Raw genomic sequence first — 25581 nt, 5'->3', positions numbered from 1 at the left:
GTTCTTGACGGTGGCCTGGGGCCGCCGTCCTCGGCCGTTGAGGAAACCGGAGGTGAGTACTGATGACTGTCGTTGCGACGGGCGCTGCCCGCATCCAGAAGATCATCAATTTCACTTCCGTGGTCTCCGGCTGACTCGACTCTGTTTCTCCTTCTCGCGCGTGGCGCGGGTAGCCGGGACCGCTCTTTTCTGAAGGGTCATCCCGTTGTTCGACCTCGACTTCTCGAACTTCTCCGCTGCGCATCCGCTGACGGCCTATGGCTGGGACGACGGGTTCGCGGAGAGTTTCACCCCCTTGGCCGGGCGGGGGTTGGTGCCCGGCCGTATCGTCCGTGTGGACCGGGGCCGGGTGGATGCCGTCGTGCCCGACGGCGACGGTGTCCGGACGGTCCTTGCGGACACCGCGCTGGTGGCGACCGGCGATCCGATGCGGGTGCCGTGCACCGGTGACTGGGCCGTGATCGACCTGGAGAACGGGCTCAGCGGCGGCCATGTCGACGGTGTCGTACGGGCGTTGCTGCCGCGGCGTACGTCGTTCGTCCGGTCCACCTCCTCCAAGCGCTCCGAGGGGCAGATCCTCGCGGCGAACGTCGATCACGCGGTGGTCGCGGTGTCGCTGGCCGGTGTGCTGGATCTCGGGCGCATCGAACGGTTTGTCTCGCTCGCCTGGGAGAGCGGTGCCCAGCCGCTCGTGGTGCTGACCAAGGCGGATCTGGCCGGGGGGCCGGAAGGGCTGGGGCATCTGGTCGCGGACGCCGAGTCGGTGGTGCCCGGGGTGCAGGTGCTGGCGGTCAGTTCGGCGACCGGGGAGGGGATCGACGTGCTGTCCGCGGTGCTCGCCGGGGGCACGTCCGTACTGCTCGGGCAGTCCGGTGCGGGCAAGTCCACGCTGGCCAATGCGCTGGTCGGGGCGAGTGTGCAGGTCGTACAGGCGATCCGGGACCGGGACGGCAAGGGGCGGCACACCACGACCACACGGGATCTGCACGCGCTGCCCGGTGGCGGTGTGCTGATCGACACGCCGGGCCTGCGCGGCGTCGGCATGTGGGATGCGGAGGGCGGGCTCGCCCGGACCTTCGCGGACGTCGAGGGGCTGGCCGCGGACTGCCGGTTCCACGACTGCGCGCATCAGGCCGAGCCCGGCTGCGCGGTGCAAGAGGCCGTGGAGCACGGGCAGTTGTCCGTACGCCGGCTGGAGAGCTACCGCAAGCTGCTGCGGGAGAACCAGCGCATCGTGGCGAAGACGGATGCCCGGTTGCGCGCCGAGCTCCGGCGGGACTGGAAGCAGAAGCAGGCGCTGGGACGCCACATGGGCGAGCGGAAGCGGGGCGGGTGGTGAGGTGACCCGTGGGGCCGGTCCCGCCCGCGGCGGGCGGGACCGGCCCCACGACCGAACGCCATGTCCGATTTCCGCCAGTCGCGGCGTCGCGCACGGCGCACACTGGAGGCGTGATGGACGACGAGGCCAGGTACGAAGCGGTGTCCAGCCGGGACGGGCGGTTCGACGGGGAGTTCTTCTTCGCGGTCGTGACGACGGGGATCTACTGCCGTCCCAGCTGCCCGGCGGTCACTCCCAAGCGGGTGAACGTGCGGTTCTTCGCGTCGGCCGCGGCGGCGCAGGCGGCCGGGTTCCGGGCCTGCCGGAGATGCCGGCCGGACGCCGTGCCCGGTTCGGCGGAGTGGAACGTGCGGGCCGACCTGGTCGGCCGGGCCATGCGGTTCATCGGGGACGGTGTGGTCGACCGGGAGGGCGTCGGCGGGCTTGCCCGGCGGCTGGGCTACAGCGCGCGTCAGGTGCAGCGGCAGCTGACGGCCGAGCTCGGCGCGGGGCCGGTGGCGCTGGCGCGGGCCCGCCGGGCGCACACCGCGCGGGTGCTGCTGCAGACCACGCAGCTGCCGGTCACCGAGCTGGCGTTCGCGGCCGGTTTCGCCAGCATCCGCCAGTTCAACGACACGATGCGGGAGATCTACGCGGCGACGCCGAGCGAACTGCGGGCCGCCGCCGGGCGCGCACGCCCAGGAGGCGGAGCCCGGGGCGGCGGCCGCTCCGCACTCGGCGGGATCCCGCTGCGGCTCGCCTACCGCGGGCCGTACGCCACGGCCGAGATCTTTGACTTTCTGCAGGTCCGGGCGGTGCCCGGCGTCGAGGAGGTACGCGGTGACCGCGGCTCGCGCACCTACCGCCGTACGCTGCGGCTCGCGTACGGCAGCGGGATCGCTGAGGTCGACGAGCCCGCAGGGCCGCGCCGCCGGCGCCGGCCGCCGGCCGGTCTGGTGTGCCCGGCGGCGCGCGGGGCGGACGGCGGCTGGCTGGAGTGCCGGCTGCGGCTGACCGACCTGCGCGATCTTTCGACGGCCGTCCAGCGGATGCGCAGGCTCTTCGACCTGGACGCCGATCCGTACGCCGTCGCCGAGCGGCTCGGTACAGATCCGCTGCTCGGCCCGCTGGTGGCCGAACGCCCGGGGCTGCGTTCGCCCGGTGCCGCGGACCCCGAGGAACTGGCCGTACGGATCGTGCTCGGCGGGCCGCCGGAACCCGCCGCCGCGCTGGTGGCCGCGTACGGGAAGCCGCTGGACGCGCCGGACGGCGGGCTCACCCACCTCTTCCCGGCGCCCGGCGAGCTGACCGGCGAGGAGGTGGCGCGGCCGGTCCGGACGCTGTGCACCGCGCTCGCCGAGGGGGCCGTCGTACTGGACGCCGGCGCGGACCGCAACGCGGCGGAGCGGGCGCTGGCCGCACTGCCCTGGGTCGGCCCGCGCGCGGCTGCGTACATCAGGATGCGGGCGTTGGGGGATCCGGACGTGACTGCCGGGATGAGCGGGGCGGCCGCGGGGTGGCGGCCCTGGGGGGCGTATGCGCTGCACCATCTGTGGAGCGGTGGGCTGCTCCCGGAGGGCGAGCTGCTGAGCGATGGGGAGCTGCCCGGGGCGGGCGGGGCGCGCGAGCCGGGCGGGGCGCGCGAGCCGGCCGCGACGGCGGGGGCCGCCCCGGGCACCTGAGCAGGCCGGGGTGTCTCGCCGTTGCGCCTTACGGCGCCCCGCCGTCCGGAACCTGACCCATAGGACAGGCCCTCACGGCCGCGGGCGCCCTCAGCCCGCGACCACCGCCCCGGTCCACGCCCCGACCACCAGAAGGCACGCGAACAGCTCGATCAGCACGCTCAGCCCGATGGCGCGCATGACCGTACGGGTCGAGGCCCAGGCGTCGCCATGGCTGCCGAGCCGGATCCGCTCCAGCGCGTAGAGGCCGCCGATCGCACCCAGCGGACCGCCGAGGACCGGGATCACGAAGAAGCCGACGATGCCGAGGGTGCCCGCCAGGAACAGCGTGCGGTACGGCGCGCCCGCGGCCCGCAGATTGCGGGCCGGCAGCAGCCACTTCACGACCTGATTGAGCAGCAGGACGGCGGTGGCGCCGATCAGCACCGCCCAGGCCGGTGCGGACTTCTCGGTGGCCGTCCACCACAGCAGCCCGGCCCACACGATCAGCGGCCCGGGGATGCCGGGCACCAGCACGCCGACCAGCCCGAGCAGCATGACCAGCCCGACCGCGACCAGCTGCCACGCACTCATCCGTCGGCCGCACCTCCCGTGACGGCTCGCACGCTGTGCTCCCTCATGGCCCAAGACTGCCGGAAGCGACCGGGAAGCGCTTGCCGACGGCGGCGGGTCAGCGATGCCGCGGTGGGCGGGTGCCCGGGGCGCACCCTGCGCCCGCCCCCGCGGCCGGCCGTGCCCGCACGCCCGTGCGCGCCCTGTTTCGGCGACCGCCGCGCAGGAACAATACGGCGCATGAATCCCCAGGGGGCACGGCGCGGCCAGGAGGACGACTGGTGGCGGCAGTTGTACGGAGAGGACGGCGGGGGAGGCGGGGACGGACAAGGCGGCGAGGGTGGCGAGGGCGGCCGGGGCGGCACCGGTGACGTCGGCCCGGGGCGCGGCGCGATGGGCGATGCCGCTCCGGCCGGCGCCTCGGACACCCTCGACGACCGGGTGGCGTCGGCACTGCGGGCCGTAGGGGCGCCGGGGTGGCCGGATCCGGCCGGGCGGCGGCCGCTCCCCCCGCCGCCCGCCCCTGCCGAGCCGACCCCGCTCCAGGCCACCGGCCCTGGTGCGCGCCCACCGGCCGGGTACGAGCCCGAGCAGACCGCCGTCGAGCCGGTCGCGCTGCCCGCCGCCGAGCCCGGCGCGCTCGACGAACTGGTGCCGGACACCGTGCTGGACGGTGCCCGCTACGGCTCGCTCACCCTGCGCGCCGCCTCCCAGCGCGGCGACGCCGCCCGCTACCGCGGCGAGGCACGCCGCGACGCGCTGCTCACCGCCCGCTTCGGCACCGGCCGGCACACCCTCATCCTGGTGGCCGTCGCCACCGCACTGCCGGCCGCGGAGGGCACCCACCGCGCCGCACACGACGCCTGTGCCTGGATCGGCGGCGCGGTCGGCCGCAGCTGCACCCGACTGGCGGAGGACATCCGTACGGACCGCCGCGGCGCCCTCACCTCCGGACTGCAGCGGCTCACCGACCGCACCTACGGCAGGCTGCGCGCGCGGGCCGAGGACCTGGGTGCCGCGCCGGAGCACTACACGGCCACCCTGCGGTGCCTCCTCCTGCCCGCCGACCCGGACTGCCGTGCCCGGGTGTTCTTCGGCGTGGGCGCGGGCGGCCTCTTCCGGCTGCGCGACGGCGGCTGGCAGGACCTGGAGCCCGCGGGGGCGGACGGTCCCGAGCCCTTCCGCTTCCGCGCGGAGTACGCCCGTCCGGGGGACACCCTGCTGCTGTGCAGCGCCGGACTGGCCGAACCCCTCCGGCAGGAGCCCGCCTTCGCCGCCCGCCTGGCCGCCCATTGGTCCGGCGCCGAACCCCCGGGCCTGGTCCCCTTCCTCACCACCACCGCACAACTGCGCGCCGACGGCCATACGAAGGACCGTACGGCCGTCGGCGTGTGGGAGTCCTAACGTCGCGCACCCCGGGCCCGCGTGGGTTCATGGGAGGGGGAACCAGGTAAGGCGCCCCGACGGGGGCCGGGCGACGGCCCCGGCCCCGCCCGCCCCGCACCCCGTCGAAGGAGCGACAGCGACATGGCGAAGCAGACCGTGGCCGAGCAGTTCGTGGACATCCTGGTACGGGCGGGGGTGCGGCGGCTCTACGGAGTCGTCGGTGACAGCCTGAACCCGGTGGTCGACGCCGTCCGCCGGAACTCCGCGATCGACTGGATCCAGGTCCGGCACGAGGAGGTCGCGGCCTTCGCCGCCGGGGCGGAGGCGCAGCTCACCGGGGAACTCGCGGCCTGCGCCGGCTCCTGCGGCCCCGGCAACCTCCACCTCATCAACGGCCTCTACGACGCGCACCGCTCCATGGCCCCGGTCCTCGCCCTGGCCTCGCACATCCCCTCCAGCGAGATCGGCACCAGCTTCTTCCAGGAGACCCACCCCGACCGGCTGTTCGCCGAGTGCAGCCACTACAGCGAACTGATCTCCAGCAACAAGCAGATGCCACGGGTGCTGCAGACCGCGATCCAGCACGCCATCGGGCAGAGCGGGGTCTCGGTGGTCGCGCTGCCCGGCGACATCGCCGCCGAGCAGGTGACCGAGCGCGCCATCGAGCACGCCCTGGTCACCACGCGCCCCTCCGTACGCCCCGGAGACGCCGAGATCGACCAGCTGGCCCGCATGATCGACGAGGCCGGCAAGGTCACGCTGTTCTGCGGCAGCGGCACGGCGGGCGCGCACGCCGAGGTGATGGAGTTCGCCGAGCGGGTGAAGTCCCCGGTCGGGCACGCGCTGCGCGGCAAGGAGTGGATCCAGTACGACAACCCGTACGACGTCGGCATGAGCGGGCTGCTCGGCTACGGCGCGGCCTACGAGGCCACCCACGAGTGCGATCTGCTGATCCTGCTCGGCACGGACTTCCCGTACAACGCGTTCCTGCCCGACGACGTCAAGATCGTCCAGGTCGATGTGCGGCCCGAGCACCTGGGCCGCCGCTCCAAGCTCGATCTCGCCGTGTGGGGCGATGTCCGCGAGACGCTGCGCTGTCTGATCCCGAGGGTGCAGGTCAAGACGAGCCGCAAGTTCCTGGACCGGATGCTGAAGAAGCACGCGGACGCGCTGGAGGGGGTGGTCCGGGCCTACACCCGCAAGGTGGAGAAACACACCCCGATCCACCCGGAGTTCGTCGCCTCCGTCCTGGACGAGGAGGCCGCCGACGACGCGGTCTTCACCGTCGACACGGGCATGTGCAATGTGTGGGCGGCCCGCTACCTCACGCCCAACGGCCGTCGCCGGGTGATCGGTTCGTTCAGTCACGGCTCGATGGCGAACGCGCTGCCGCAGGCGATCGGCGCCCAGTTCCTCGACCGCGGGCGCCAGGTCGTCTCGATGTCCGGTGACGGCGGATTCACCATGCTGATGGGCGACTTCCTCACCCTGGTCCAGTACGACCTGCCGGTGAAGGTGGTGCTGTTCAACAACTCCTCGCTGGGCATGGTCGAGTTGGAGATGATGGTCTCCGGCCTGCCGTCGTACGGCACGACCAACCGCAACCCGGACTTCGCGGCCCTCGCCCGTGCGGCCGGGGCGCACGGCGTACGGGTGGAGAAGCCCAAGCAGCTGCGCGGCGCACTGCGTGACGCCTTCAAGCACAAGGGCCCGGCGCTGGTCGATGTCGTCACCGACCCCCACGCCCTGTCCATCCCGCCGAAGATCAGCGCGGAGATGGTGTCCGGCTTCGCGCTCTCGGCCGGGAAGATCGTGCTGGACGGCGGGGTCGGCCGGATGCTGCAGATGGCCCGGTCCAACCTGCGCAACATTCCCCGGATGTAGGGCGGGCGGGGCGGATCAGGAAGCGGGCGGCCGCTGCGGGCGCAGCCGCAGCGTCAGGATCTGGAAGGGGCGCAGTTCGAGCACCACATCCGAGGTCGGCCCCTCTTCCTCGTCGTGCAGGGGGCGTTCCAGCAGGTCCGTCACGGTGGCCCGTTCGAGGGGGAAGCCGGGCGAGAGCGTCCCGGTGGCGCGGCCGCCCCGGGACTCGTACAGCCGCACCACCACATCGCCGCTGCGGTCCTCGGCGAGCTTGACCGACTCGACGGTGATGGCCGGGTGGTCGACGCGGATCAGCGGCGGGACGGGCGCCGCGGTGGCGAAGGTCCGCAGGGGGAGGTTGAGGGCCAGGCCCTCGGCCACCGCTTCGCCGGTCCCCGCGCCCGGCAGCAGGGCGTAGGTGAAGCGGTGGGTGCCCTGGTCGGTCTCGGGGTCGGGGCTGTGCGGTGCGCGCAGCAGGGTCAGCCGTACGGTCGTGCCCAGGCCCTCGGGGTGCGGGGCGCGGGTGACGTCATGGCCGTAGGTCGAGTCGTTGAGCAGCGCGACGCCGTAGCCGGGCTCGGCGACCCGCAGCCAGCGGTGGGCGCAGATCTCGAAGCGGGCGGCGTCCCAGCTGGTGTTGGTGTGGGTGGGGCGGTGGACGTGCCCGAACTGCACCTCGGCGGTGGACCGTTCGGCGTGCACGTCCAGGGGGAAGGCGGCCTTGAGGACCTTCTCCGACTCGTGCCAGTCGATGTCGGTGCGGATGTCCAGGCGGTGGGATCCGGCCCGCAGGGTCAGCTCCTGGGTGCACCGGGACGCGCCGAACGTCCTGGTCACCCGTACCGCGGCGGACAGCGGCCCGGACCCGAGCAGCTCGACGGACTCGGCGTCGGTCAGATCGGTGTGCCGGTTGCGGTAGTGCCGGTCGAGGTCCCAGGCGTCGTACTTGTTGGGGTGGTCGGGGTGCAGCTGCAGCAGGTTGCCGCGTGCGCCGGGCGCCAGGACCTCCCGCCCGGCGTGCAGATCGCGTACGGAGACCAGCAGCCCGTCGGTGTCGATGCGGACGCGCAGCAGGGCGTTGTCGAGGGTGATGGTGCCGGCGGTGTCGGTGCTCGCCCGTACGGGAGGGGGCGGCGGGGTGGGGGAGCCGGGGCCGGGCGGGCGGACGGGGGCGGAGCCCAGCGCGGGCACATGGACCGGGACGGCGGTGGGCGTGCCGGACCCGGGGGCGGCCGCCCCCGCCGGCAGTTCGACGATCTCGTCCCGGTCGTAGGGCGAGGCGTTGAACACCGTCGGCGGTCCGGCCGCCGCCGGCTGCGCTCCGGCCAGCGCGCCGATCGCCTCCTCGGTGATCCCGGTCAGCTCCGCCGCCACCGCCGCGTACGTCTCCCGGGCCTCGCGGTGCACCCAGGCGATGGACGAGCCCGGCAGGATGTCGTGGAACTGGTGCAGCAGGACGGTCTTCCAGAGCCGGTCGAGGGCGTCGTACGGGTAGCGGTGGCCCGCGCGCACCGCGGCCGTCGCGGCCCACAGCTCGGCCTCCCGCAGCAGGTGTTCGGACCGCCGGTTGCCCTGCTTCGTCTTCGCCTGCGAGGTGTACGTACCGCGGTGGAACTGGAGGTACAGCTCGCCCGACCAGACCGGCGCCGCGGCCCCGTACTCCTCGTGGGCGGCCGCGAAGAAGCGGCCCGGCGGTTCGATCTCGACGCGGGGTGAGCCCTCCAGGGAGCGCAGCCGGCGGGCCCGCTCCAGCATCTCGCGGGTCGGGCCGCCACCGCCGTCGCCCCAGCCGAAGGGGACCAGGGACCGGGTGGCCCGGCCCTTGTCGGCGAAGTTCCGCTCGGCGTGGGCGAGTTCGCGGGCGTGGAACCGGGCGTTGTAGGTGTCGACCGGCGGGAAGTGGGTGAAGACGCGGGTGCCGTCGATGCCCTCCCACCAGAAGGTGTGGTGCGGCATCCGGTCGGTCTGGTTCCAGGAAAGCTTCTGGGTGAGGAACCACTTGGCGCCGGCCAGCCGGGCCAGCTGGGGGAAGGCGGCGGTGTAGCCGAAGGAGTCCGGCAGCCAGATCTCCTCGGTCTCCACCCCGAACTCCTCCAGGAAGAAGCGCTTGCCGTGCACGAGCTGCCGGGCCAGCGCCTCACCGCCGGGCATATTGGCGTCGGACTCCACCCACATCGAGCCGACTGGTGCCCAGGTGCCCTCCCGTACGGCCTCCTTGATGCGCTCCCAGATGTGCGGCTGGTGCTCCTTGACCCAGGCGTACTGCTGGGCCTGGGAGCAGGAGAACACCAACTCCGGGTATTCCTTGGCCAGTTGGGTGACATTGGCGAAGGTGCGGGAGGCCTTGCGCACGGTCTCGCGCAGCGGCCAGAGCCAGGCGGAGTCGATATGGGCGTGCCCGGTGGCCGATACCCGGTGCGCGCTGGCGGTGGCCGGCCGGCCGAGGACGCCGGTCAGCGCGGCCCGGCCGGCGGCCGCGGTGGTGCCGACGTCGTGCAGATCGAGCGCGTCGAGCATGTCCTCCAGAGCCCGCAGGATCTCGTGCCGGCGCGGACGGTCGGCGGGCAGCTCGTGCATCAGCTCCGACAGCACCTCGATGTCGAGGAGGAGGTGCCAGACGGTCTCGTCGAGTACGGCGAGGTCCGCCGAGGCGAAGCGGTACAGCGGGCGGGTGGGGGCGGTGCGGACGTCGCCGAGGTCGGTGGGGCGGAAGTCCCGCAGCACCGCCGGGTTCGCGGCGGCCTCCAGCAGCAGCCGCACCTCCTCGCCGCCGCGGGCCGGGGCGCCGACGGGGATATGGCGGTTGCGTGGATGGATGCCCTTGAGCGGTACTCCGTCGGCGTCGTAGACCAGGCCCTCCGCCTGGAAGCCGGGGCCGTCGCCGCGGAAACCGGGGTCGATGACGGCCTCCACTCGGCGCCCCGCCCAGTCCTCCGGCACCTCGCCCGCCAGCCGGAACCAGCTCGTCGACCACGGCGGCCCCCACGGTTCGCCGGCCGCGAACGGCTCGTACGCGGCCCGCAGCGCCTCCTCCACCGGTACGGGTTCCCCAGGCGCATGCCACACGGCGAGCCGCAGCGGCACCCGCGCCGCATACCGCGCGGGCCGGATGAACTGCTCCAGCGCCCGCTCCAGGCGCCCCTCCACCAGCAGTCGGTCGTCGTGCACAGCGGCTCCTCACGCTCGTCGCGGACGCATCCGGGGCCCGGCCGGGACCGACGGCAGGCTCGGATCAGGCATACCCACCGGGGACCGGCCCGGCTCACCCGGCTCACCCGGCGCGCGGGGTGCGGACGGGCGGGCGCGGGGCGGAAGCATGGCGTCTGATCCGATGGGCATGCTGACCGTGAGGCTGTTCGAGACCGGGCGCCGATGTTCGTTGGGGGCGGGGGAGAGAATGCGTCAGCCTGTGCGGCGCGAGGAACGTGACAGACAGCAGGGGACGACCGAGAGGGGCCGGAACGGGGGACGCGCCGCGCGAGCGCCGGGTGTTCTGGAGCGCAAGGTGCGGCATGCGGATCTGCGCGCGGTCGGCGAGGTGCGCCGGGAGCTGCGGCAGTTATTGAGCCGCTGGGCGGCGGGCAGCGGTGAGCTCGCGGAGGTGGCGACGCTGCTGACCAGCGAGCTGGTCACCAACGCCCTGGTGCACGCGGACGGCGGAGCGGTCGTCACGGCCAGGGTCGGCGACCGGCTGCGGGTGGAGGTGCGGGACTGCGCGTCCGGGCGCCCTGAGGTGCGGGCGGCGACGGCGGACGGGACGTCCGGCCGGGGGCTGATGCTGGTGCGCTCCTTGGCCGACGCCTGGGGCGTACGCTCCGAGGGCCTGGGCAAGTGCGTGTGGTTCGAACTGGGCGGCGGACCGGCCTGACCCGAATGCGGGGGTGTCGGTCGGCGCGGTCCGCCACCGGTCAGCCGAACTGCCGTTCGATCTCGGCGAGTTTCTCCTCAAGGGAGTCCAGACGGGGCAGCGTCTGGGTGTCGTCCTCGGCGGTGAGATCCACGGCCTGCCGGGGGCCGGCCGTGGCGTCGACGGTTTCGGGATCAGCGCCCGATACGGCCTTGAGGGCCGGGCGGGAGCGCACGGGCAACTCTGCGGTTGGCGGTGGCGGCGAGTCGCCGGCTATGGCGGAGTCCGGACCGGCGACCTCCCCAGGGGCCCCCGTCGCGGACGTCACCGCCAGTTGCCGGCCGCCGCCCCGGCCGATGCCCCAGGCGCGTTGCCGGTGCTGCCGGTTGATGGCTTTGATACGAGCCCGGTCGATCTTGCCCTGCTCGCGTCTGCGCAGCCGGTCGAGCTCCTTCTGGCGTTGGTCCTCGCGGACCTCCTCGACCGCCTCGTCCAGCGACCGTACGCCTTCCAGCAGCATCAGCGACCAGGCCGCGAAGGTCTCACGGGGAGCGCGCAGCCAGCGTACGACCCGGATCTGCGGCAGCGGTCGGGGCACCAGGCCCTGCTCGCGCAGCGCCGCCCGCCGGGTCTGCTTGAGTGCCCGGTCGAAGAGGACCGCGGCGGACAGCGACATGCCGGCGAAGAACTGCGGGGCGCCCTCGTGATCCAGGCCGCGCGGCGCGTGCACCCAGTTGAACCAGGCGGCGGCGCCCGCGAACGTCCACACCAGCAGGCGCGAGCCGAGCGCGGCGTCGCCGTGACTGGCCTCCCGCACGGCGAGGACGGAGCAGAACATCGCCGCGCCGTCGAGCCCGAAGGGCACCAGATACTCCCAGCCCCCGGTGAGGCTGAGGTTCTGCACGCCGAAGCCGACCAGCCCGTGGAAGGACAGCGCGGCGGCGACCGCGGCACAGCAGAACAGCAGCAGATAGGAGGCGGAGGCGAAGACGGCCTCCTTGCGTCGGCGGCGCTCCTCGCTGCGTTCCCAGGTGTCGTCTCCGCCGGCCCGGGCGGCAGCGCGTTTGCCGCGCACCACCAGGGCCGCGGCGGCCGTCATGGCGCCGACCGCGAGGGCGCCAGGAACCAGCCAGTCCATCGATATGTCCGTCGTTCTCATTGGGGGGATCCCTTGCCTCGGATACGCGATTGCGCGCGTCATCCTGGCGGAATCCACCCCGTGCACAGGGGGTTTCGGGGCAAGAGAACGCCAAGGAGGTCCGGGGACCGGCAGATAGCGGGTGTCCCGTCGAACTCCCTTGTGGGGGTGGCGAATTGATTTCGAATCAGGTGACCCGAAAGGGTGGTGTGGGGGTCAGGTGGTTGCCGTGAGGCGGGTGATGCGGTCCGCGTCGCAGGTGCGCGGACAGGTGACGCAGGTGTCCTCGGGGCGCAGCGTGTAGAACATGCAGCAACTGGCGCGGTCCCTGGTCGGCAGCGCCTCGCCGTTCGGGCCGGTCAGCGTGCGGAAGGCCGCGCTGCCCACGTACGGCGCGGTGGCGCCCGGCAGCAGCCGCTCCAGCTCGGCCACCGCACGCGGCTCCTCGCCCAGCAGGTGCCCCAGGTACCAGAGGCCCTCGACGATCTCGTCGGACGCCATGCCCCACAGCGCCCGCGGACCGCGCCGCATCCGGGTGCGGAAGCCCGCCAGTACGGGTTCGAGGTGCCCGGCCACCGCGGCCCGGACCTCTGCGCGCAGCGCCTCCTCGTCCGGCAGGACCCGGGCGCCGGGCAGCGCGGCCGCGGGGTCGTCCGGCAGGCACCCGAAGGAGTCGATGCGCACCGCCATCCGGCCCAGCTCGCGCTGGAAGGAGACGTCCTGTACGGGCAGGTGCGGCACCCGGCGGTGCAGGAACCAGGGGATGGTGATCAGCAGACAGGCGGGCCAGGCGTAGCGGTGCAGCGCGAAGCTGGCGGTCACGTCGGGCCGGGCGCGCTGGCCGTAGTCCCGCTCGATCTGGGCGTCGTCCCAGGCGAGGAAGGAGTCGAGGACCTCGCCGCCGGCCGCGAGTCCGGCCGCGCACACCCAGCCGTCGCCGGTGGGCGGGGCGTCGTTCCAGGTGGTCACCTGCAGACCGGGGAAGACCTCGAAGAGCCGGGTGTAGGCCTCGGCGATGGGGTGGGCGGCGAGCGGGGCGGCGAGGGCAGAAGTCATGCGGGAGACCACCGAATCGCGATCGTTAGCAGGTAAGGCTTACCTTATCCGAAGACTTTACCCGCGCCCGCCGGAAGCCAGTCCTGGCAGCCCGCCGACCGCCCCCGGGCGGCTCCCGGATTTGAACTGCGGCCGACGCCGCCTATGGTGCTGGGGACGTCAGGAGGAACCGTCATGGAGCAGGGCACAGCGGAACAGCAGCCGTGCGCACGGGCCTGGGTGCCCGCGCAGCCCGGTCCCGCCGCGCCCCAGCGGCACTCCGTCCGCGGACAGGTGCTGGCCGCGCTGCGCCGTGCGCTGGCCGAAGGGGAGCTGGCTCCCGGCGAGGTCTACTCCGCGCCCGCGCTCGCCGAGCGCTACGGCGTCTCCGCGACCCCGGTCCGCGAGGCGATGCAGCAGCTCGCCGCCGAGGGCGCCGTCGAGGTGGTGCCCAACCGCGGCTTCCGGGTCGCCGAGCGCAGCTCCCGTGACCTCGCCGAGCTGGCCGAGGTCCGCACCATGCTGGAGGTGCCCGCGATCGTCCGGCTGGCCCGGGCGCTGCCCCCGGAGCGCTGGGAGGAGCTGCGGCCGCTCGCCGCGGCGGGGGTGGCGGCCGCCGCCCGCGGGGACCGGGCCGGCTACGCCGAGGCCGACCACTCCTTCCACCACGCGGTGATGTCCCTCACCGGCAACCGCCGGCTCACCGAGGTCACCGGCGACCTGCTGCGGCGCGCCCACTGGTCGGCTCCCGCCGATGCCCGGCGGCGCACGGCCGACCTGCTGGCCGACGCCTCCGAGCACACGGCGCTGCTCGACGCCCTGATCGCGCAGGAGTACGCGGTCGCCGAGCGGATCGCCCGCGAACACGTCTCGGCGGCACGCCACCCGCACTGAGGCCAACGCACTGAGCCCACCGCACCGCTACCGTCCGTACGGACCCGCCCGTACGGAGCCACCCGTACGGCACGGCCCGTACGGGTGGCCACGAGGGGGACCGGCCCGGTGGGGGTCAGTCCGGCAGCAGCTCCGCCATGGGGAGCGCCGCCACATCGGCGGCGGGCCGGGACAGGTAGAGATCGGCGTGGTAGAAGCCGTCGGCTTCCTTGCCCGCGACGGACAGACCGCGCCCGGCGAGCGCCTCGAACGCCGCCCGCCGCTCATTGCCGTCCGCGAACCGCCGCTGGCGGAACGTACGCGTGGTGAGCTTCTCCGTCACCAGGCCGGCGCGGGCCAGCAGCGCGGAGACCGGCCGGTAGGACACCTCGCGCAGGACGAAGGCGGCGACCCAGGGCGGCGTGGACACACAGTCGATGAGCCGGCCGAAGGTGCGTTCGGTGATGTAGCCGACGCCGCCGGTGACGGTGATCAGATCGGTGTCGGTCAGCGCCCGCCGCAGCGCCGGGCTCGGGTCGCCCAGTTCGAGGTTCTCCGCGAAGCCGCGGTCGAGCAGGCCGACCGACTGCGCGTAGGCGACCGCGTGCTCGGCCGAGTCGAGGCCGGTCACCCGCACCGCTTCGGCGCGCCGCCGGGTGGCGAAGAACGTGCGGTCCGCTTCGGCGAGTTGACGGGTCGTCGGGACATCGGGGCGGTACCTCGTATAGCGGCTGTAGAGATCGGCGAGGGTCAGCCGGTGGTTGAGCAGCGCCGCGTTGACCCCGTATGAGCAGCACAGGTCGACGACGTTCAGTGGGGGGCGGTCGCTGCGGCGCCGTTGCAGGGCCTCGGCCACGGCGCGGAACACCGCCTGGCCGTGGTGCGGAATCTGGTAGTCCAGGGGTTGCAGTGTGGTGAAGTACCGACGGGGATCAGGGCAGTTGTAGATCGCCTCGAAATCCGCCTTGCCCCAGTCGGTTCCGGCGGTCGTCTTGGTCACTCCTGCGGTCATGGATCGCCTCCATACAGGATCTGTGAGGGGGAGGGGTCCAGCTGGTCCCGGACCAGCATCCAGTGCGCACCGTCGCGTCGCAGTGCGACTTGCGGCCATTCTCGGGGCCTGTGGGGCGTAGTAGGGCGGTACTGCCCCCGGGCCTTCGCTCATCGTCCCACCTCCCGCTTCGCTCGGCGCGTCGAAGCCGGGAGGGTGCGGCAACCGTCGTGCCCCGGCCGATCCGCCGCAGGGACCGTCGATATCCGGCCAATCGCCGTATGACCTTGCATGGCCGATGACGGGGGGTTGACGGCGAGCCGCTGACGGGGTCATGAGCTGGGGCCTGTCCGGCCCTGACCCACCGGACAGGCGCCAGCCGCACGCAGACGGCCAACCACTCGGGGACCGCGTGTGGTTGGCCGTCGTCGGGGTCGAGCGCCGGTGCCCTATGTCGCGGCCGCCGCCGTGGACAGGTGATCGGCGAGCCAGGTGGGGACGCCGCCCATGAGGCGGAAGAGCCGGGCGGCCTCGGCGCGCAACCGGACCGCGTCGCCCTCCGGCGCCGCGTCCGCCAGCGCCGCCAGGGCCGGGGCGGTGCCGACGAGGAAGCCCAGCTCCTCGCGGATCCGCAGCGACTCGGCGAAGCCGTGCCGGGCCTCGGTCAGCTCGCCGTCACGCAGGGCGAGTCCGGCCAGGTGGCGCCAGGTGAAGGAGAGCAGCAGGGTGTCGCCCTGCGCGGTGGCGCCGGCGTGCGCCCGGCGGTAGGCGGCGCGGGCCGCGTCCGGGCTGTCGGCGAGGTGCTCGGCCATCAGCCCGCGGCGGAAGTCCAGCAGCGGGCGGCCGGCCGCGGCCGGGGCGAGCAGCGCTGCGGCCCGGCCCAGCGCCGAGCGGGCCTCGTCGGCCCGGTCCCGTACGCCCAGGACCGTGGCGGCGTAGGCGAGGTGGCCGCGCTCGCAGGCCGCGCCGCCCCGCTCGTCGTCACCGCCGGCCATCGCCTCGGCGGTGCGCAGCGCGTCCTCGGCGTCGGCCCAGCCGGTGGCCGTGAACATGCAGCGCTCCACCAGGAGCGCGGCGCGGCGCAGTGCGGCGGTGGCGTCCCGGGCGGCGTGCGGTTCCAGGAGCGCGGCCGCGTCGTCCCAGCAGCCGCGGGAGCGCAGCCGCCAAACGGCGCGGTCGAGGGGATCGTCCCCCTCGACCGTTCTGGCTGTCGGTACTTCCGGTACGGGTGCCGGTCCCGGCACCACCGCTGATACGGGATCCGCAGAACTGGCCGGATCCGTGGATTCCGCGGATCCTGGCATGGCGGTATCCGCCACGTTGCCCTCCCCGAGCGCGCCATTGAGCTGGAAATTGGAAGCCGTTGGCGAATCTCAGCACGGATTCCGTCGCGCGGCCAAGGGGGTGGGTGAATGATTTCACAATCCCTCATGGGGCGGTCGGGGCCGCCCGCGCAGCACTGATCGGCCGCGCTGCGCAACGCCGCGTCCAGCGCCCCCGTATGCGCCGTTGACGTGATCCGCCCGATCGGATGAACGCGAATGGCGGATCACCGCCGCCCGGTGACGGGATCCGCAGCGCTCCTTCACCCGTACGGGCGATCGCGCCCGTACGGTCCGCCGGGCGTCAGCTCATCCGCAGCGCGAGGAAGAAGTCGAGCTTGTCCTCCAGCCGGGACAGATCGCGGCCGGTGAGCTGCTCGATCCGGCCCACCCGGTAGCGGAGCGTGTTGACGTGCAGGTGGAGACGGGTGGCGCAGCGGGTCCAGGAGCCGTCGCAGTCCAGGAACGCCTCCAGCGTGGGGATCAGCTCGGCGCGGTGCCTGCGGTCGTAGTCGCGCAGCGGGTCCAGGAGGCGGGCGGTGAAGGCCCGGCGGACGTCGTCCGGCACGAACGGCAGCAGCAGGACGTGCGAGGCCAGCTCCTCGTGGCCGGCGGCGCAGACCCGTCCGGGGCGGGCGGCGGCGACCCGGCGGGCGTGCCGGGCCTCCTCCAGGGCGCCGCGCAGGCCCTCCGCGGAGTGCACCGAGGCGCTCACCCCGACCGTCAGCCGGCCGTCGCCGTCCAGACCGCGGCCCAGCGGCTCCCGGACGACGGAGAGCAGGTGCTCGGCCCGCAGACCGGCCGCCGAGGAGTCCCCCGACTCGTCGGGGACGGGCAGCGGTACCAGTGCCACCGCCTCGTCGCCGGTGTGGGCCACCGCGATCCGGTCGGACGGCTCCGGCCCGGAGGTGCCCGGATCGACCAGCATCTCCTCCAGCAGGGCCTGTGCCACCGGACCGCCGGGGACGTCGCCGCCCTCCCACTCGACGCTGGCCACCACGAGCTGCCAGTGCGGGGCGGTGCCCAGGCCGGGCAGCAGCACCGGGGCCGCCACCCGCAGCCGGGCCGCGATCTCGGCGGGTGCCGCGCCGGTCTGGACGAGCTCCAGCACCTCCTGGGCGAGCCGCCGGCGGACCGTACGGGCGGCGTCGCGCCGGTCGCGTTCCACGGCGATCAGCTGGGTGACGCCGTGCAGCAGGTCGAGGCGCTCGGCCGGCCAGTCGCCGGCGTCCGCCTCGACGGCCAGCAGCCAGTCGCTCAGCAGCGTCTGGCGCAGGTCACGGCCCTCGTAGCGGATCGGGAAGAGCGAGTAGGTGGCGCCGGCGAGGGTGACCCGGTGCGGGCCGCGGCGCCCGGTGCGGGCGGCGGCGAGATGCTCGCCTGCGAGCCGGGCGGCCAGTTCGCCGGGCAGCTCGGGTCCGGAGTCCGCCAGCGTGGATCCGGCGATCTGCCGGCCGGTGGGGGAGAGCACCCAGGCCCGCAGGTCCAGGTCGGAGCCCAGCAGGTCCAGCACCACCTCCGGGCCGCCGCCGGCGGGGCCCGAGGTCATCAGACGGCGGTGGCGGTCCACCACGGCGGCCAGGTCGCCGGCCCGCTCGCTGGAGACCTGGCGTACGACGTGCTCGGTGATGGAGGCGAACGAGACCGCCTCCTCGACCGAGAACAGCGGCAGCCGGTGCCGGGCGCAGGCCTGCACGAGATCGTCCGGGATGGCGCCCAGCTCGGCCTCGCCCGCCGCGAGCCCGGCGACGTTGGCCGCGGCCAGGATGCGGACGAACCGCTCGGAGTCCTCCGGCTCACGGCGCCAGGCCAGGCCGGTCAGCACCAGCTCCCCTCCGGAGAGGTAGCGGCTGGGATCGCGCAGGTCCGTGGTCATCACGCCGCGTACAGTGCGGTCCAGTTCGTCCTCGCCGCCGAGCAGCCGAAGGCCCAGGGTGTGGGTTTCCAGGAGTGCGCGGAGCCGCATGACCTCGCCCGCCGTTCTTTGCTGTCTGGTGTTGCCGGTGGAATGCCGCGAGGTTTCAGAGCCTCGTCTTTCGTTCGAATCTACAAGACAGGTGGCTTGGCCAGCCAACCGCTTCATGGTTTCGGTGACTGCACCGGGTGGGTCCCCTGAGCGTTCACTAAGCCCAACCGCGTTAACAAGACATGAACGGCTCCATGGCGACGGGACCCCAACGTCCTCACCATGAGTAGCGAACGTCCCGATTTCGTAGAAGAGGCCACCCATGGACTTCCTTCGCCCCGCCAGCTGGGAGGAGGCGCTCGCCGCGAAGGCCGAGCACCCCACCGCTGTGCCCATCGCGGGCGGCACGGACGTGATGGTCGAGATCAACTTCGACCACCGCCGCCCCGAGTACCTGCTCGACCTGAACCGCATCGGTGACCTGAGCGAGTGGGAGGTGGGGGAGAAGACCGTACGCCTGGGTGCCTCCGTTCCCTACACCAAGATCATGGAGAATCTGCGGGCGGAGCTCCCGGGCCTGGCCCTGGCGTCGCACACCGTCGCCTCCCCGCAGATCCGCAACCGCGGCGGCGTCGGCGGCAACCTCGGCACCGCCTCCCCGGCCGGTGACGCGCACCCCGCGCTGCTCGCCGCCGGCTGCGAGATCGAGGTCGAGTCCGTACGCGGCCGCCGCATGATCCCGATCGACGACTTCTACGTCGGCGTCAAGCGCAACGCGATGGAGCCCGACGAGCTGATCCGCGCGGTGCACCTGCCCAAGGCCGACGGCCCGCAGCAGTTCTCCAAGGTCGGCACCCGCAACGCCATGGTCATCGCGGTCTGCGCGTTCGGCATCGCGCTGCACCCCGAGACCCGCACGGTGCGGACCGGCATCGGCTCCGCCGCACCCACCCCCGTACGGGCCCGGGAGGCCGAGGACTTCCTCGCCGCGGCGCTGGAGGAGGGCGGCTTCTGGGAGTCGGGTGCCCCGATCCCGCCGTCCGTCGCCAAGCAGTTCGCGCAGCTCGCCTCCGGAGCCTGCAACCCGATCGACGATGTGCGCGGCAGCGCCAAGTACCGCAGGCACGCCGTCGGCATCATGGCGCGCCGCACCCTCGGCTGGACCTGGGAGTCCTACCGCGGCAACGAGAGGAGCGCACAGTGCGCGTGACATTCACCGTCAACGGCCGCCAGCAGGAGGCCGACGACGTCTGGGAAGGCGAGAGCCTGCTGTACGTCCTCCGCGAGCGGATGGGCCTGCCGGGTTCGAAGAACGCCTGTGAGCAGGGTGAGTGCGGTTCTTGTACGGTCCGCCTGGACGGTGTGCCGGTGTGCTCCTGCCTCGTCGCCGCCGGCCAGGTCGAGGGCCGCGAGGTCACCACCGTCGAGGGCCTGGCCGACTACGCCAAGCAGCGTGCGGAGCACGGGGGTTGCGGGACCGGAGCGTGCGGTTCCTCCGGTACGTCGCTCCAGGACGCCCAGCAGTGGGAAGCCAAGCCCCTGGACTCCCAGACCGGCGAAGGCACCGAACTCTCCCCGATCCAGCAGGCGTTCATCGACGCCGGCGCCGTCCAGTGCGGCTTCTGCACCCCCGGCCTGCTGGTCGCTGCCGACGAGATGCTGGAGCGCAACCCGCAGCCGACCGATGCGGACATCCGCGAGGCGCTGTCCGGCAACCTGTGCCGCTGCACCGGTTACGAGAAGATCCTGGACGCCGTCCGTCTCGCGGCCGCGCGCCAGGACCGTCAAGAGGAGGCGGTCTGATCATGGCTGTCAATCCACGTGTCGCGACCGCCCCGGCGACCGGTGCTCCCACCAACCTCACCCAGGGGTCCAAGACCAAGGGCGGCATCGGTGAGTCGACGCTGCGCCCCGACGGCACCCTGAAGGTCACCGGCGAGTTCGCGTACTCCTCGGACATGTGGCACGAGGACATGCTGTGGGGCTTCACGCTGCGCTCCACCGTCGCGCACGCCGAGATCGTCTCCATCGACACCTCCGAGGCGCTCGCCCAGTCCGGCGTCTACGCCGTGCTGACCTACGACGACCTGCCCACGTCGATCAAGAACTACGGCCTGGAGATCCAGGACACCCCGGTTCTCGCCCACGGCAGGGTCCGCCACCACGGTGAGCCGGTGGCCCTGGTCGCCGCCGACCACCCGGAGACCGCGCGGCGCGCGGCCGCCAAGATCAAGATCGAGTACAAGGAGCTGCCCGTCGTCACCGACGAGGCCTCCGCGACCGCCGACGGCGCGCCGCTGCTCCACGAGGGCCGCGACGACCACCACGCCGGGCACGTCCCGCACCCGAACATCGTCCACCGCCAGCCGATCGTCCGCGGCAACGCCGACGAGGCCGCCAAGAAGGCCGATGTCATCGTCTCCGGCGAGTACGTCTTCGGCATGCAGGACCAGGCCTTCCTCGGCCCGGAGTCCGGCCTCGCGGTGCCCGCCGAGGACGGCGGGGTGGACCTCTACATCGCCACCCAGTGGCTGCACTCCGACCTGCGCCAGATCGCCCCGGTCCTCGGTCTGCCCGAGGAGAAGGTGCGGATGACGCTCTCCGGCGTCGGCGGCGCCTTCGGCGGCCGCGAGGACCTGTCGATGCAGATCCACGCCTGCCTGCTCGCGCTGCGCACGAACAAGCCGGTCAAGATCGTCTACAACCGCTTCGAGTCCTTCTTCGGGCACGTCCACCGCCACCCGGCGAAGCTCTGGTACGAGCACGGCGCCACCAAGGACGGCAAGCTCACGCACATGAAGTGCCGGATCGTGCTGGACGGCGGTGCCTACGCCTCCGCCTCCCCGGCCGTGGTCGGCAACGCCGCCTCGCTGTCGGTGGGTCCGTACGTGATCGACGACGTCGAGATCGAGGCCGTCGCGCTCTACACCAACAACCCGCCCTGCGGCGCGATGCGCGGCTTCGGCGCGGTCCAGGCGTGCTTCGCCTACGAGGCCCAGATGGACAAGCTGGCGGCCAAGTTGGGCATGGACCCGGTCGAGCTGCGCCAGCTCAACGCCATGGAGCAGGGCACGATCATGCCGACCGGACAGCCGGTCGACTCGCCGGCCCCGGTCGCCGAGATCCTGCGCCGCATCAAGGCCCGCCCGCTGCCGCCGGAGCGCCAGTGGGAGTCCAGCGAGGGCGCCGACGTCCGTCAGCTGCCCGGCGGCCTGTCCAACACCACCCACGGCGAAGGCGTCGTACGCGGTGTCGGCTACGCGGTCGGCATCAAGAACGTCGGCTTCTCCGAGGGTTTCGACGACTACTCCACCGCCAAGGTGCGCATGGAGGTCATCGGCGGCGAGCCGGTCGCCACCGTGCACACCGCGATGGCGGAGGTCGGCCAGGGCGGCGTCACCGTCCACGCGCAGATCGCCCGCACCGAGCTCGGTGTCACACAGGTGACGATCCACCCCGCCGACACCCAGGTGGGCAGCGCCGGTTCCACCTCGGCCTCCCGCCAGACGTACGTCACCGGCGGCGCGGTCAAGCACTCCTGCGAGCTCGTCCGCGAGAAGGTCCTGGAGATCGGCCGCCGCAAGCTGGGCACGTACCACCCGGCGTGGGCCACCGCCGAACTCCTCCTGGAAGGCGGCAAGGTCGTCACCGACGGCGGTGAGGTCCTCGCCGACCTGGTGGATGTGCTCGAAGGCGAGTCCGTCGAGATCGAGGCCGAGTGGCGGCACCGTCCCACCGAGGCGTTCGACCTGGTCACCGGCCAGGGCAACGGCCACGTCCAGTACTCCTTCGCGGCCCATCGCGCGGTCGTGGAGGTGGACACCGAACTCGGCCTGGTCAAGGTCATCGAGCTGGCCGTCGCCCAGGACGTCGGCAAGGCGCTCAACCCGCTGTCCGTCGTCGGCCAGATCCAGGGCGGCACCACCCAGGGCCTGGGCGTGGCGGTCATGGAAGAGATCATCGTCGACCCCAAGACCGCGAAGGTGCGCAACCCCTCCTTCACGGACTACCTCATCCCCACGATCCTCGACACCCCGACCATCCCGGTCGATGTGCTCGAACTCGCCGACGAGCACGCCCCCTACGGGCTGCGCGGCATCGGCGAGGCCCCGACTCTGTCGTCCACTCCGGCCGTCCTCGCGGCGATCCGGAACGCGACCGGGCTGGAGCTCAACAAGACGCCGGTGCGACCGGAGCACCTCACCGGCACATAGAGAGCAGTCCGGGGGCGATCCCCCGGACCCCGGCCTCCGGGCGGTGTGCGTCAGGGGTGTCCCTGTCCGTCCTCCTCCGTGTACCGCCCGGAGCCCAACCCCGCACCACGCAGTCGCTGCTGTTCCCCACGCAGTCAGCACCCGTTCGTCTCGGGCCGTCCCCCGGGTCGTGCAGCCGAAGATCCATCCCAAATCTCGCATCCCCCTCGCGAGTGCCCCTTTGAACCTTGGGAGTAAGGCACCATGACCCAGCAGTCCACTGAGCCGAGGACCACGGCGGAAGACGCGGGCGACGGCTCGCGTCAGCCCGCCGGCCGGTCCTGGCTCGACCGGTACTTCCACATATCCGACAGAGGATCCACCGTCGGCCGCGAGGTGCGTGGCGGCGTCACCACCTTCATGGCGATGGCGTACATCGTCCTCCTCAACCCGGTCATCCTGACCACGACCAAGGACATCACCGGCGCCACGCTCAGCGCCGCCCAGGTGACCACGGCAACCGCGCTCGCCGCCGCCGTCACCACGATCGTCATGGGCTTCCTGGGCAATGTGCCCCTGGCGCTGGCCGCCGGCCTGAGCGTCTCCGCGGTGATGTCGTTCCAGGTCGCCCCGCAGATGACCTGGGACAACGCCTGGGCGATGTGCATCATCTACGGCGGCGTGATCGTGCTGCTGGTCGTCACCGGCCTGCGTGAACTGATCATGAACGCCATCCCGTTGCCGCTCAAGCACGCGATCACCATGGGCATCGGCCTGTTCGTCTGCCTGATCGGCCTGGTCCAGGCGGGCTTCGTCACCTCCATGCCCGGTCCGGGCGGCCTCGCCGGCGCCAAGCCGATCCAGCTCGGCACCGCCGACATGCTCACCGGCTGGCCCGTCCTGTGCTTCGCCTTCACCGTCCTGCTGATCTTCCTGCTGCAGGTCCGCAAGGTCCCCGGCGCGATCCTCATCGGCATCGTCGGCGGTACGGTCTTCGCTGCGCTCGTCCACCAGTTCGCCGGGCTGTCGGTCAAGGACTGGGGCGGCCGCAACGCCCCGGTGATCTCCGGTTCCGTCGTCTCCACCCCCGACTTCGGACTGCTGGGCCATGTCTCCTTCAGCGGCCTGGGCGACGTCGGCGGCATCACCGTCGGCGTCATCGTCTTCACCCTCGTACTGGCCGGCTTCTTCGACGCCATGGGCACCATCATCGGCATCGGCCAGCAGGCCGACCTCGCCGACAAGGACGGCAAGATGCCGGGCCTGAACAAGGCCCTGGCCATCGACGGCGCCGGCGGTATGGTCGGCGGTCTGACCGGCGCCTCGGGACAGACCGTGTTCGTCGAGTCCACCGCGGGTGTCGGCGACGGCGCGCGCACCGGCCTCGCCAGCGTCATCACCGGCCTGGGCTTCGCACTGTGCCTCTTCTTCACCCCGTTGGCGCAGGTCATCCCCACCCAGGTCGCGGCCGCCGCCCTGGTGGTGATCGGCTCGATGATGCTGACCAACGCCAAGCACATCAACTGGGACGACCCGGCGACCTCCATCCCGGTGTTCCTAACGACGGTCCTGATGCCGTTCACGTACTCCATCACCGCGGGCATCGCGGCCGGCGTCATCGCCCACGTCGCGATCAAGGCCGTACAGGGCAAGTGGCGCGAGCCCGGCTGGCTGATGTGGGTGCTCGCCGCGGTGTTCCTGGCCTACTTCTCGCTCAACCCGATCGAGAGCTGGCTGGGCGTGCACCACTGACCCGCCCTTCCACCCTTCCGTAATCCGTAAGGAGACCGACATGCTGGACATCGCCGAAGAGCTGAACCGGTGGGTCGAGCAGGGACGCGACTTCGCGGTGGCCACCGTGGTGGCCACCAACGGCAGCGCGCCCCGGCAGCCCGGAGCCGCCCTCGCCGTCGACGCCGACGGCACGGCGATCGGGTCGGTCTCCGGAGGATGTGTGGAGGGCGCGGTCTACGACCTGTGCCAGGAGGCGCTGCGGACCGGCGAGCCGGTTCTGGAGCGCTTCGGGTACAGCGACGAGGATGCCTTCGCCGTCGGCCTGACCTGCGGCGGCATCATCGACATCCTCGTCCACCCGGTACGGACGAGCGTCCCGCGCCCCGCAGGCGACAGCGGCGGCGCGGGGGAGTTGGTGGACAGCACTGCCGACACGCTCGCCGCCGGGCTGGCCGCTGCCGCATCGGGAGAGGCGGCGGCGGTCACCCGGGTCATCGAGGGCCCGGCCGAGCTCCTCGGCCGCGCCCTGCTCGTCCGCCCCGACGGCAGCCACACCGGCACCCTCGGCGGCCACCCCGCGCTCGACCGCACCGCGGTCGAGCAGACCCGCGCCCTGCTCGACGCCGGGCGCACCACGACCATGGAGATCGGCGAGGACGGCTCGCGTTGCGGGCAGCCGCTCGTCCTCCTCGTCGAATCCTCCGTCCCCCCGCCGCGCATGATCGTCTTCGGCGCCATCGACTTCGCCTCCGCGCTGGTCAGGGTCGGCAAGTTCCTCAACTACCACGTCACGGTCTGCGATGCCCGGCCCGTCTTCGCCACCCGGACCCGCTTCCCCGACGCCGACGACATCGTCGTCGACTGGCCCCACCGCTACCTGGACTCCCAGGACCTCGACTCCCGCACCGTCCTCTGTGTCCTCACCCACGACGCCAAGTTCGACGTACCGCTGCTGGAGCGCGCCCTCAAACTCCCGGTCGCCTACGTCGGCGCCATGGGCTCGCGCCGCACCCACCTGGACCGTCTGCAGCGCCTGCGCGACGTCGGCCTGACCGAGCTCGAACTCAACCGCCTGCGCTCGCCCATCGGCCTCGACCTCGGCGCGCGCACCCCTGAGGAGACCGCCCTCTCCATCGCCGCCGAGATCGTCGCCAACCGCCGCGGCGGCACCGGCACCCCGCTGACCGGCGCCCACACACCGATCCACCACGACGGGGCCCGCCCGGTGGGACGGATCGGCTCGGTGGCCTGAGCGCCGCTTCGCTGCGCTTTGCCTGGGCCGACGTTGTTGGCTTTCTCGCCGTTGCGCCTGCGGCGGGCTGTTGCCGCTGCGCGGGGCGTTTTCGGCTGCGGGTGCGGCCCTCCAGACTTCGTCCTACGGTCCGCCCCCTCCCGTGGGTGGTGGGAAGGATCCTTCTGCCGTCGTCAATGCTGCCGGACCCTCGCCGTCGTGGCCGATCACCGTTGCGGCAGGAGGGCAGCCCCGGTCCCGCCCCTTCCCGAAACCGGGGGCGAAGCCCCCGGGCCCCGAAAGACGACCGTCAGGCGACCACCTAGGCGCGCCCCCACCAGGTTTCTCCCACCCACAACGGGAGGGGGCGGGCCGGAGGGGCAGTGTTCTCGCCGAGCGGGTCTCCAGTGCTGTTGCCGGAGCCACGAGCTACCGCGCCTCCGGCGACCACCGCTCCGACGCCGGCGCGGCGGCCTTCACCGAGACTTCGCAGTCCTGGTACTTCCTCTC

Annotated in this window: 18 protein-coding genes; 11 read left to right on the top strand and 7 right to left on the bottom strand. The window is 72.8% G+C overall.

Going from position 1 to position 25581, the window contains the following annotated elements:
- Positions 1–205: 205 nt before the first annotated feature.
- Positions 206–1339, top strand: coding sequence for a ribosome small subunit-dependent GTPase A (gene rsgA, locus ACWD6P_RS05475; RefSeq protein ID WP_451442712.1), 1134 nt, complete (start codon positions 206–208; stop codon positions 1337–1339).
- 113 nt (positions 1340–1452) lie between these two features.
- Entirely contained in the window at positions 1453–3000 is a 1548-nt protein-coding gene (locus ACWD6P_RS05470) for an AlkA N-terminal domain-containing protein (RefSeq protein WP_451442827.1), read from the top strand.
- A 90-nt stretch (positions 3001–3090) separates the two neighbouring features.
- On the opposite strand, the gene ACWD6P_RS05465 is transcribed toward ACWD6P_RS05470, so the two are convergent.
- Positions 3091–3573 (bottom strand): DUF456 domain-containing protein, encoded by a 483-nt coding sequence (locus ACWD6P_RS05465; protein ID WP_451442711.1) that lies wholly within the window; start codon positions 3571–3573, stop codon positions 3091–3093.
- A gap of 219 nt (positions 3574–3792) precedes the next feature.
- Between ACWD6P_RS05465 and ACWD6P_RS05460 the strand changes: the two genes are divergently transcribed.
- Together ACWD6P_RS05460 and ACWD6P_RS05455 are read left to right on the top strand one after the other, a co-directional pair.
- Positions 3793–4956, top strand: coding sequence for a protein phosphatase 2C domain-containing protein (locus ACWD6P_RS05460; RefSeq protein WP_451442710.1), 1164 nt, complete (start codon positions 3793–3795; stop codon positions 4954–4956).
- Between the two features lie 123 nt (positions 4957–5079).
- Positions 5080–6822, top strand: a complete 1743-nt coding sequence (locus ACWD6P_RS05455) for a pyruvate dehydrogenase (RefSeq protein ID WP_451442709.1) — start codon at positions 5080–5082, stop codon at positions 6820–6822.
- Positions 6823–6837: 15 nt separating this feature from the next.
- Here the strand turns inward: ACWD6P_RS05455 and ACWD6P_RS05450 are convergent, their stop codons facing one another.
- Positions 6838–9969, bottom strand: coding sequence for an alpha-mannosidase (locus ACWD6P_RS05450; protein ID WP_451442708.1), 3132 nt, complete (start codon positions 9967–9969; stop codon positions 6838–6840).
- 337 nt (positions 9970–10306) lie between these two features.
- Here ACWD6P_RS05450 and ACWD6P_RS05445 point away from each other — a divergent pair, with 337 nt between their 5' ends.
- Positions 10307–10669: an ATP-binding protein gene (locus ACWD6P_RS05445; protein WP_451442707.1), complete on the top strand. Its 363-nt coding sequence runs from the start codon at positions 10307–10309 to the stop codon at positions 10667–10669.
- Between the two features lie 40 nt (positions 10670–10709).
- Here the strand turns inward: ACWD6P_RS05445 and ACWD6P_RS05440 are convergent, their stop codons facing one another.
- Complete coding sequence (locus tag ACWD6P_RS05440; RefSeq protein WP_451442706.1) at positions 10710–11807, bottom strand: DUF2637 domain-containing protein; 1098 nt, start codon at positions 11805–11807, stop codon at positions 10710–10712.
- 195 nt (positions 11808–12002) lie between these two features.
- Positions 12003–12842, bottom strand: coding sequence for a (2Fe-2S)-binding protein (locus tag ACWD6P_RS05435; protein ID WP_451442705.1), 840 nt, complete (start codon positions 12840–12842; stop codon positions 12003–12005).
- Between the two features lie 174 nt (positions 12843–13016).
- On the opposite strand from ACWD6P_RS05435, the gene ACWD6P_RS05430 reads away from it, so the two are divergent.
- Positions 13017–13715 (top strand): GntR family transcriptional regulator, encoded by a 699-nt coding sequence (locus ACWD6P_RS05430; RefSeq protein ID WP_451442704.1) that lies wholly within the window; start codon positions 13017–13019, stop codon positions 13713–13715.
- A gap of 115 nt (positions 13716–13830) precedes the next feature.
- Here ACWD6P_RS05430 and ACWD6P_RS05425 read toward each other — a convergent pair whose 3' ends face one another.
- The 3 genes from ACWD6P_RS05425 to ACWD6P_RS05415 all read right to left on the bottom strand — a co-directional run bounded on the left by ACWD6P_RS05425 (position 13831) and on the right by ACWD6P_RS05415 (position 17973).
- Positions 13831–14706: a hypothetical protein gene (locus ACWD6P_RS05425; RefSeq protein ID WP_451442703.1), complete on the bottom strand. Its 876-nt coding sequence runs from the start codon at positions 14704–14706 to the stop codon at positions 13831–13833.
- 428 nt (positions 14707–15134) lie between these two features.
- Complete coding sequence (locus ACWD6P_RS05420) at positions 15135–15989, bottom strand: hypothetical protein (RefSeq protein WP_451442702.1); 855 nt, start codon at positions 15987–15989, stop codon at positions 15135–15137.
- Between the two features lie 322 nt (positions 15990–16311).
- Positions 16312–17973: a PucR family transcriptional regulator gene (locus tag ACWD6P_RS05415; RefSeq protein WP_451442701.1), complete on the bottom strand. Its 1662-nt coding sequence runs from the start codon at positions 17971–17973 to the stop codon at positions 16312–16314.
- 262 nt (positions 17974–18235) lie between these two features.
- Here ACWD6P_RS05415 and ACWD6P_RS05410 point away from each other — a divergent pair, with 262 nt between their 5' ends.
- From ACWD6P_RS05410 to ACWD6P_RS05390, 5 genes are all read left to right on the top strand, one after another.
- On the top strand, positions 18236–19123 hold the full coding sequence (locus ACWD6P_RS05410; protein WP_451442700.1) for an FAD binding domain-containing protein: 888 nt from the start codon (positions 18236–18238) through the stop codon (positions 19121–19123).
- On the top strand, positions 19114–19716 hold the full coding sequence (locus ACWD6P_RS05405; RefSeq protein WP_451442699.1) for a (2Fe-2S)-binding protein: 603 nt from the start codon (positions 19114–19116) through the stop codon (positions 19714–19716). Before ACWD6P_RS05410 ends, ACWD6P_RS05405 begins: the two co-directional genes overlap by 10 nt.
- A 2-nt stretch (positions 19717–19718) precedes the next feature.
- Positions 19719–22127, top strand: coding sequence for a xanthine dehydrogenase family protein molybdopterin-binding subunit (locus tag ACWD6P_RS05400; protein ID WP_451442698.1), 2409 nt, complete (start codon positions 19719–19721; stop codon positions 22125–22127).
- A gap of 243 nt (positions 22128–22370) precedes the next feature.
- On the top strand, positions 22371–23858 hold the full coding sequence (locus tag ACWD6P_RS05395; RefSeq protein WP_451442697.1) for an NCS2 family permease: 1488 nt from the start codon (positions 22371–22373) through the stop codon (positions 23856–23858).
- Between the two features lie 40 nt (positions 23859–23898).
- Complete coding sequence (locus ACWD6P_RS05390) at positions 23899–25092, top strand: XdhC family protein (RefSeq protein ID WP_451442696.1); 1194 nt, start codon at positions 23899–23901, stop codon at positions 25090–25092.
- Positions 25093–25581: the final 489 nt, after the last annotated feature.

This window comes from Streptomyces sp. NPDC002446 (genome assembly GCF_053595675.1).
Note: the sequence above shows the minus strand (reverse complement) of the source record. Positions and strands in the feature narration are given on the sequence as shown.

What these genes read in the sequence shown, in the direction of transcription:
- ACWD6P_RS05415 (WP_451442701.1), bottom strand. Translation starts at nt 17,973, where the DNA reads ATGCGGCTCCGCGCACTCCTGGAAACCCACACCCTGGGCCTTCGGCTG.
- ACWD6P_RS05395 (WP_451442697.1), top strand. Translation starts at nt 22,371, where the DNA reads ATGACCCAGCAGTCCACTGAGCCGAGGACCACGGCGGAAGACGCGGGC.
- ACWD6P_RS05460 (WP_451442710.1), top strand. Translation starts at nt 3,793, where the DNA reads ATGAATCCCCAGGGGGCACGGCGCGGCCAGGAGGACGACTGGTGGCGG.
- ACWD6P_RS05390 (WP_451442696.1), top strand. Translation starts at nt 23,899, where the DNA reads ATGCTGGACATCGCCGAAGAGCTGAACCGGTGGGTCGAGCAGGGACGC.
- ACWD6P_RS05455 (WP_451442709.1), top strand. Translation starts at nt 5,080, where the DNA reads ATGGCGAAGCAGACCGTGGCCGAGCAGTTCGTGGACATCCTGGTACGG.
- ACWD6P_RS05435 (WP_451442705.1), bottom strand. Translation starts at nt 12,842, where the DNA reads ATGACTTCTGCCCTCGCCGCCCCGCTCGCCGCCCACCCCATCGCCGAG.
- ACWD6P_RS05400 (WP_451442698.1), top strand. Translation starts at nt 19,719, where the DNA reads ATGGCTGTCAATCCACGTGTCGCGACCGCCCCGGCGACCGGTGCTCCC.
- ACWD6P_RS05420 (WP_451442702.1), bottom strand. Translation starts at nt 15,989, where the DNA reads ATGCCAGGATCCGCGGAATCCACGGATCCGGCCAGTTCTGCGGATCCC.
- ACWD6P_RS05430 (WP_451442704.1), top strand. Translation starts at nt 13,017, where the DNA reads ATGGAGCAGGGCACAGCGGAACAGCAGCCGTGCGCACGGGCCTGGGTG.
- ACWD6P_RS05425 (WP_451442703.1), bottom strand. Translation starts at nt 14,706, where the DNA reads ATGACCGCAGGAGTGACCAAGACGACCGCCGGAACCGACTGGGGCAAG.
- ACWD6P_RS05465 (WP_451442711.1), bottom strand. Translation starts at nt 3,573, where the DNA reads ATGAGTGCGTGGCAGCTGGTCGCGGTCGGGCTGGTCATGCTGCTCGGG.
- ACWD6P_RS05410 (WP_451442700.1), top strand. Translation starts at nt 18,236, where the DNA reads ATGGACTTCCTTCGCCCCGCCAGCTGGGAGGAGGCGCTCGCCGCGAAG.
- ACWD6P_RS05440 (WP_451442706.1), bottom strand. Translation starts at nt 11,807, where the DNA reads ATGAGAACGACGGACATATCGATGGACTGGCTGGTTCCTGGCGCCCTC.
- ACWD6P_RS05470 (WP_451442827.1), top strand. Translation starts at nt 1,453, where the DNA reads ATGGACGACGAGGCCAGGTACGAAGCGGTGTCCAGCCGGGACGGGCGG.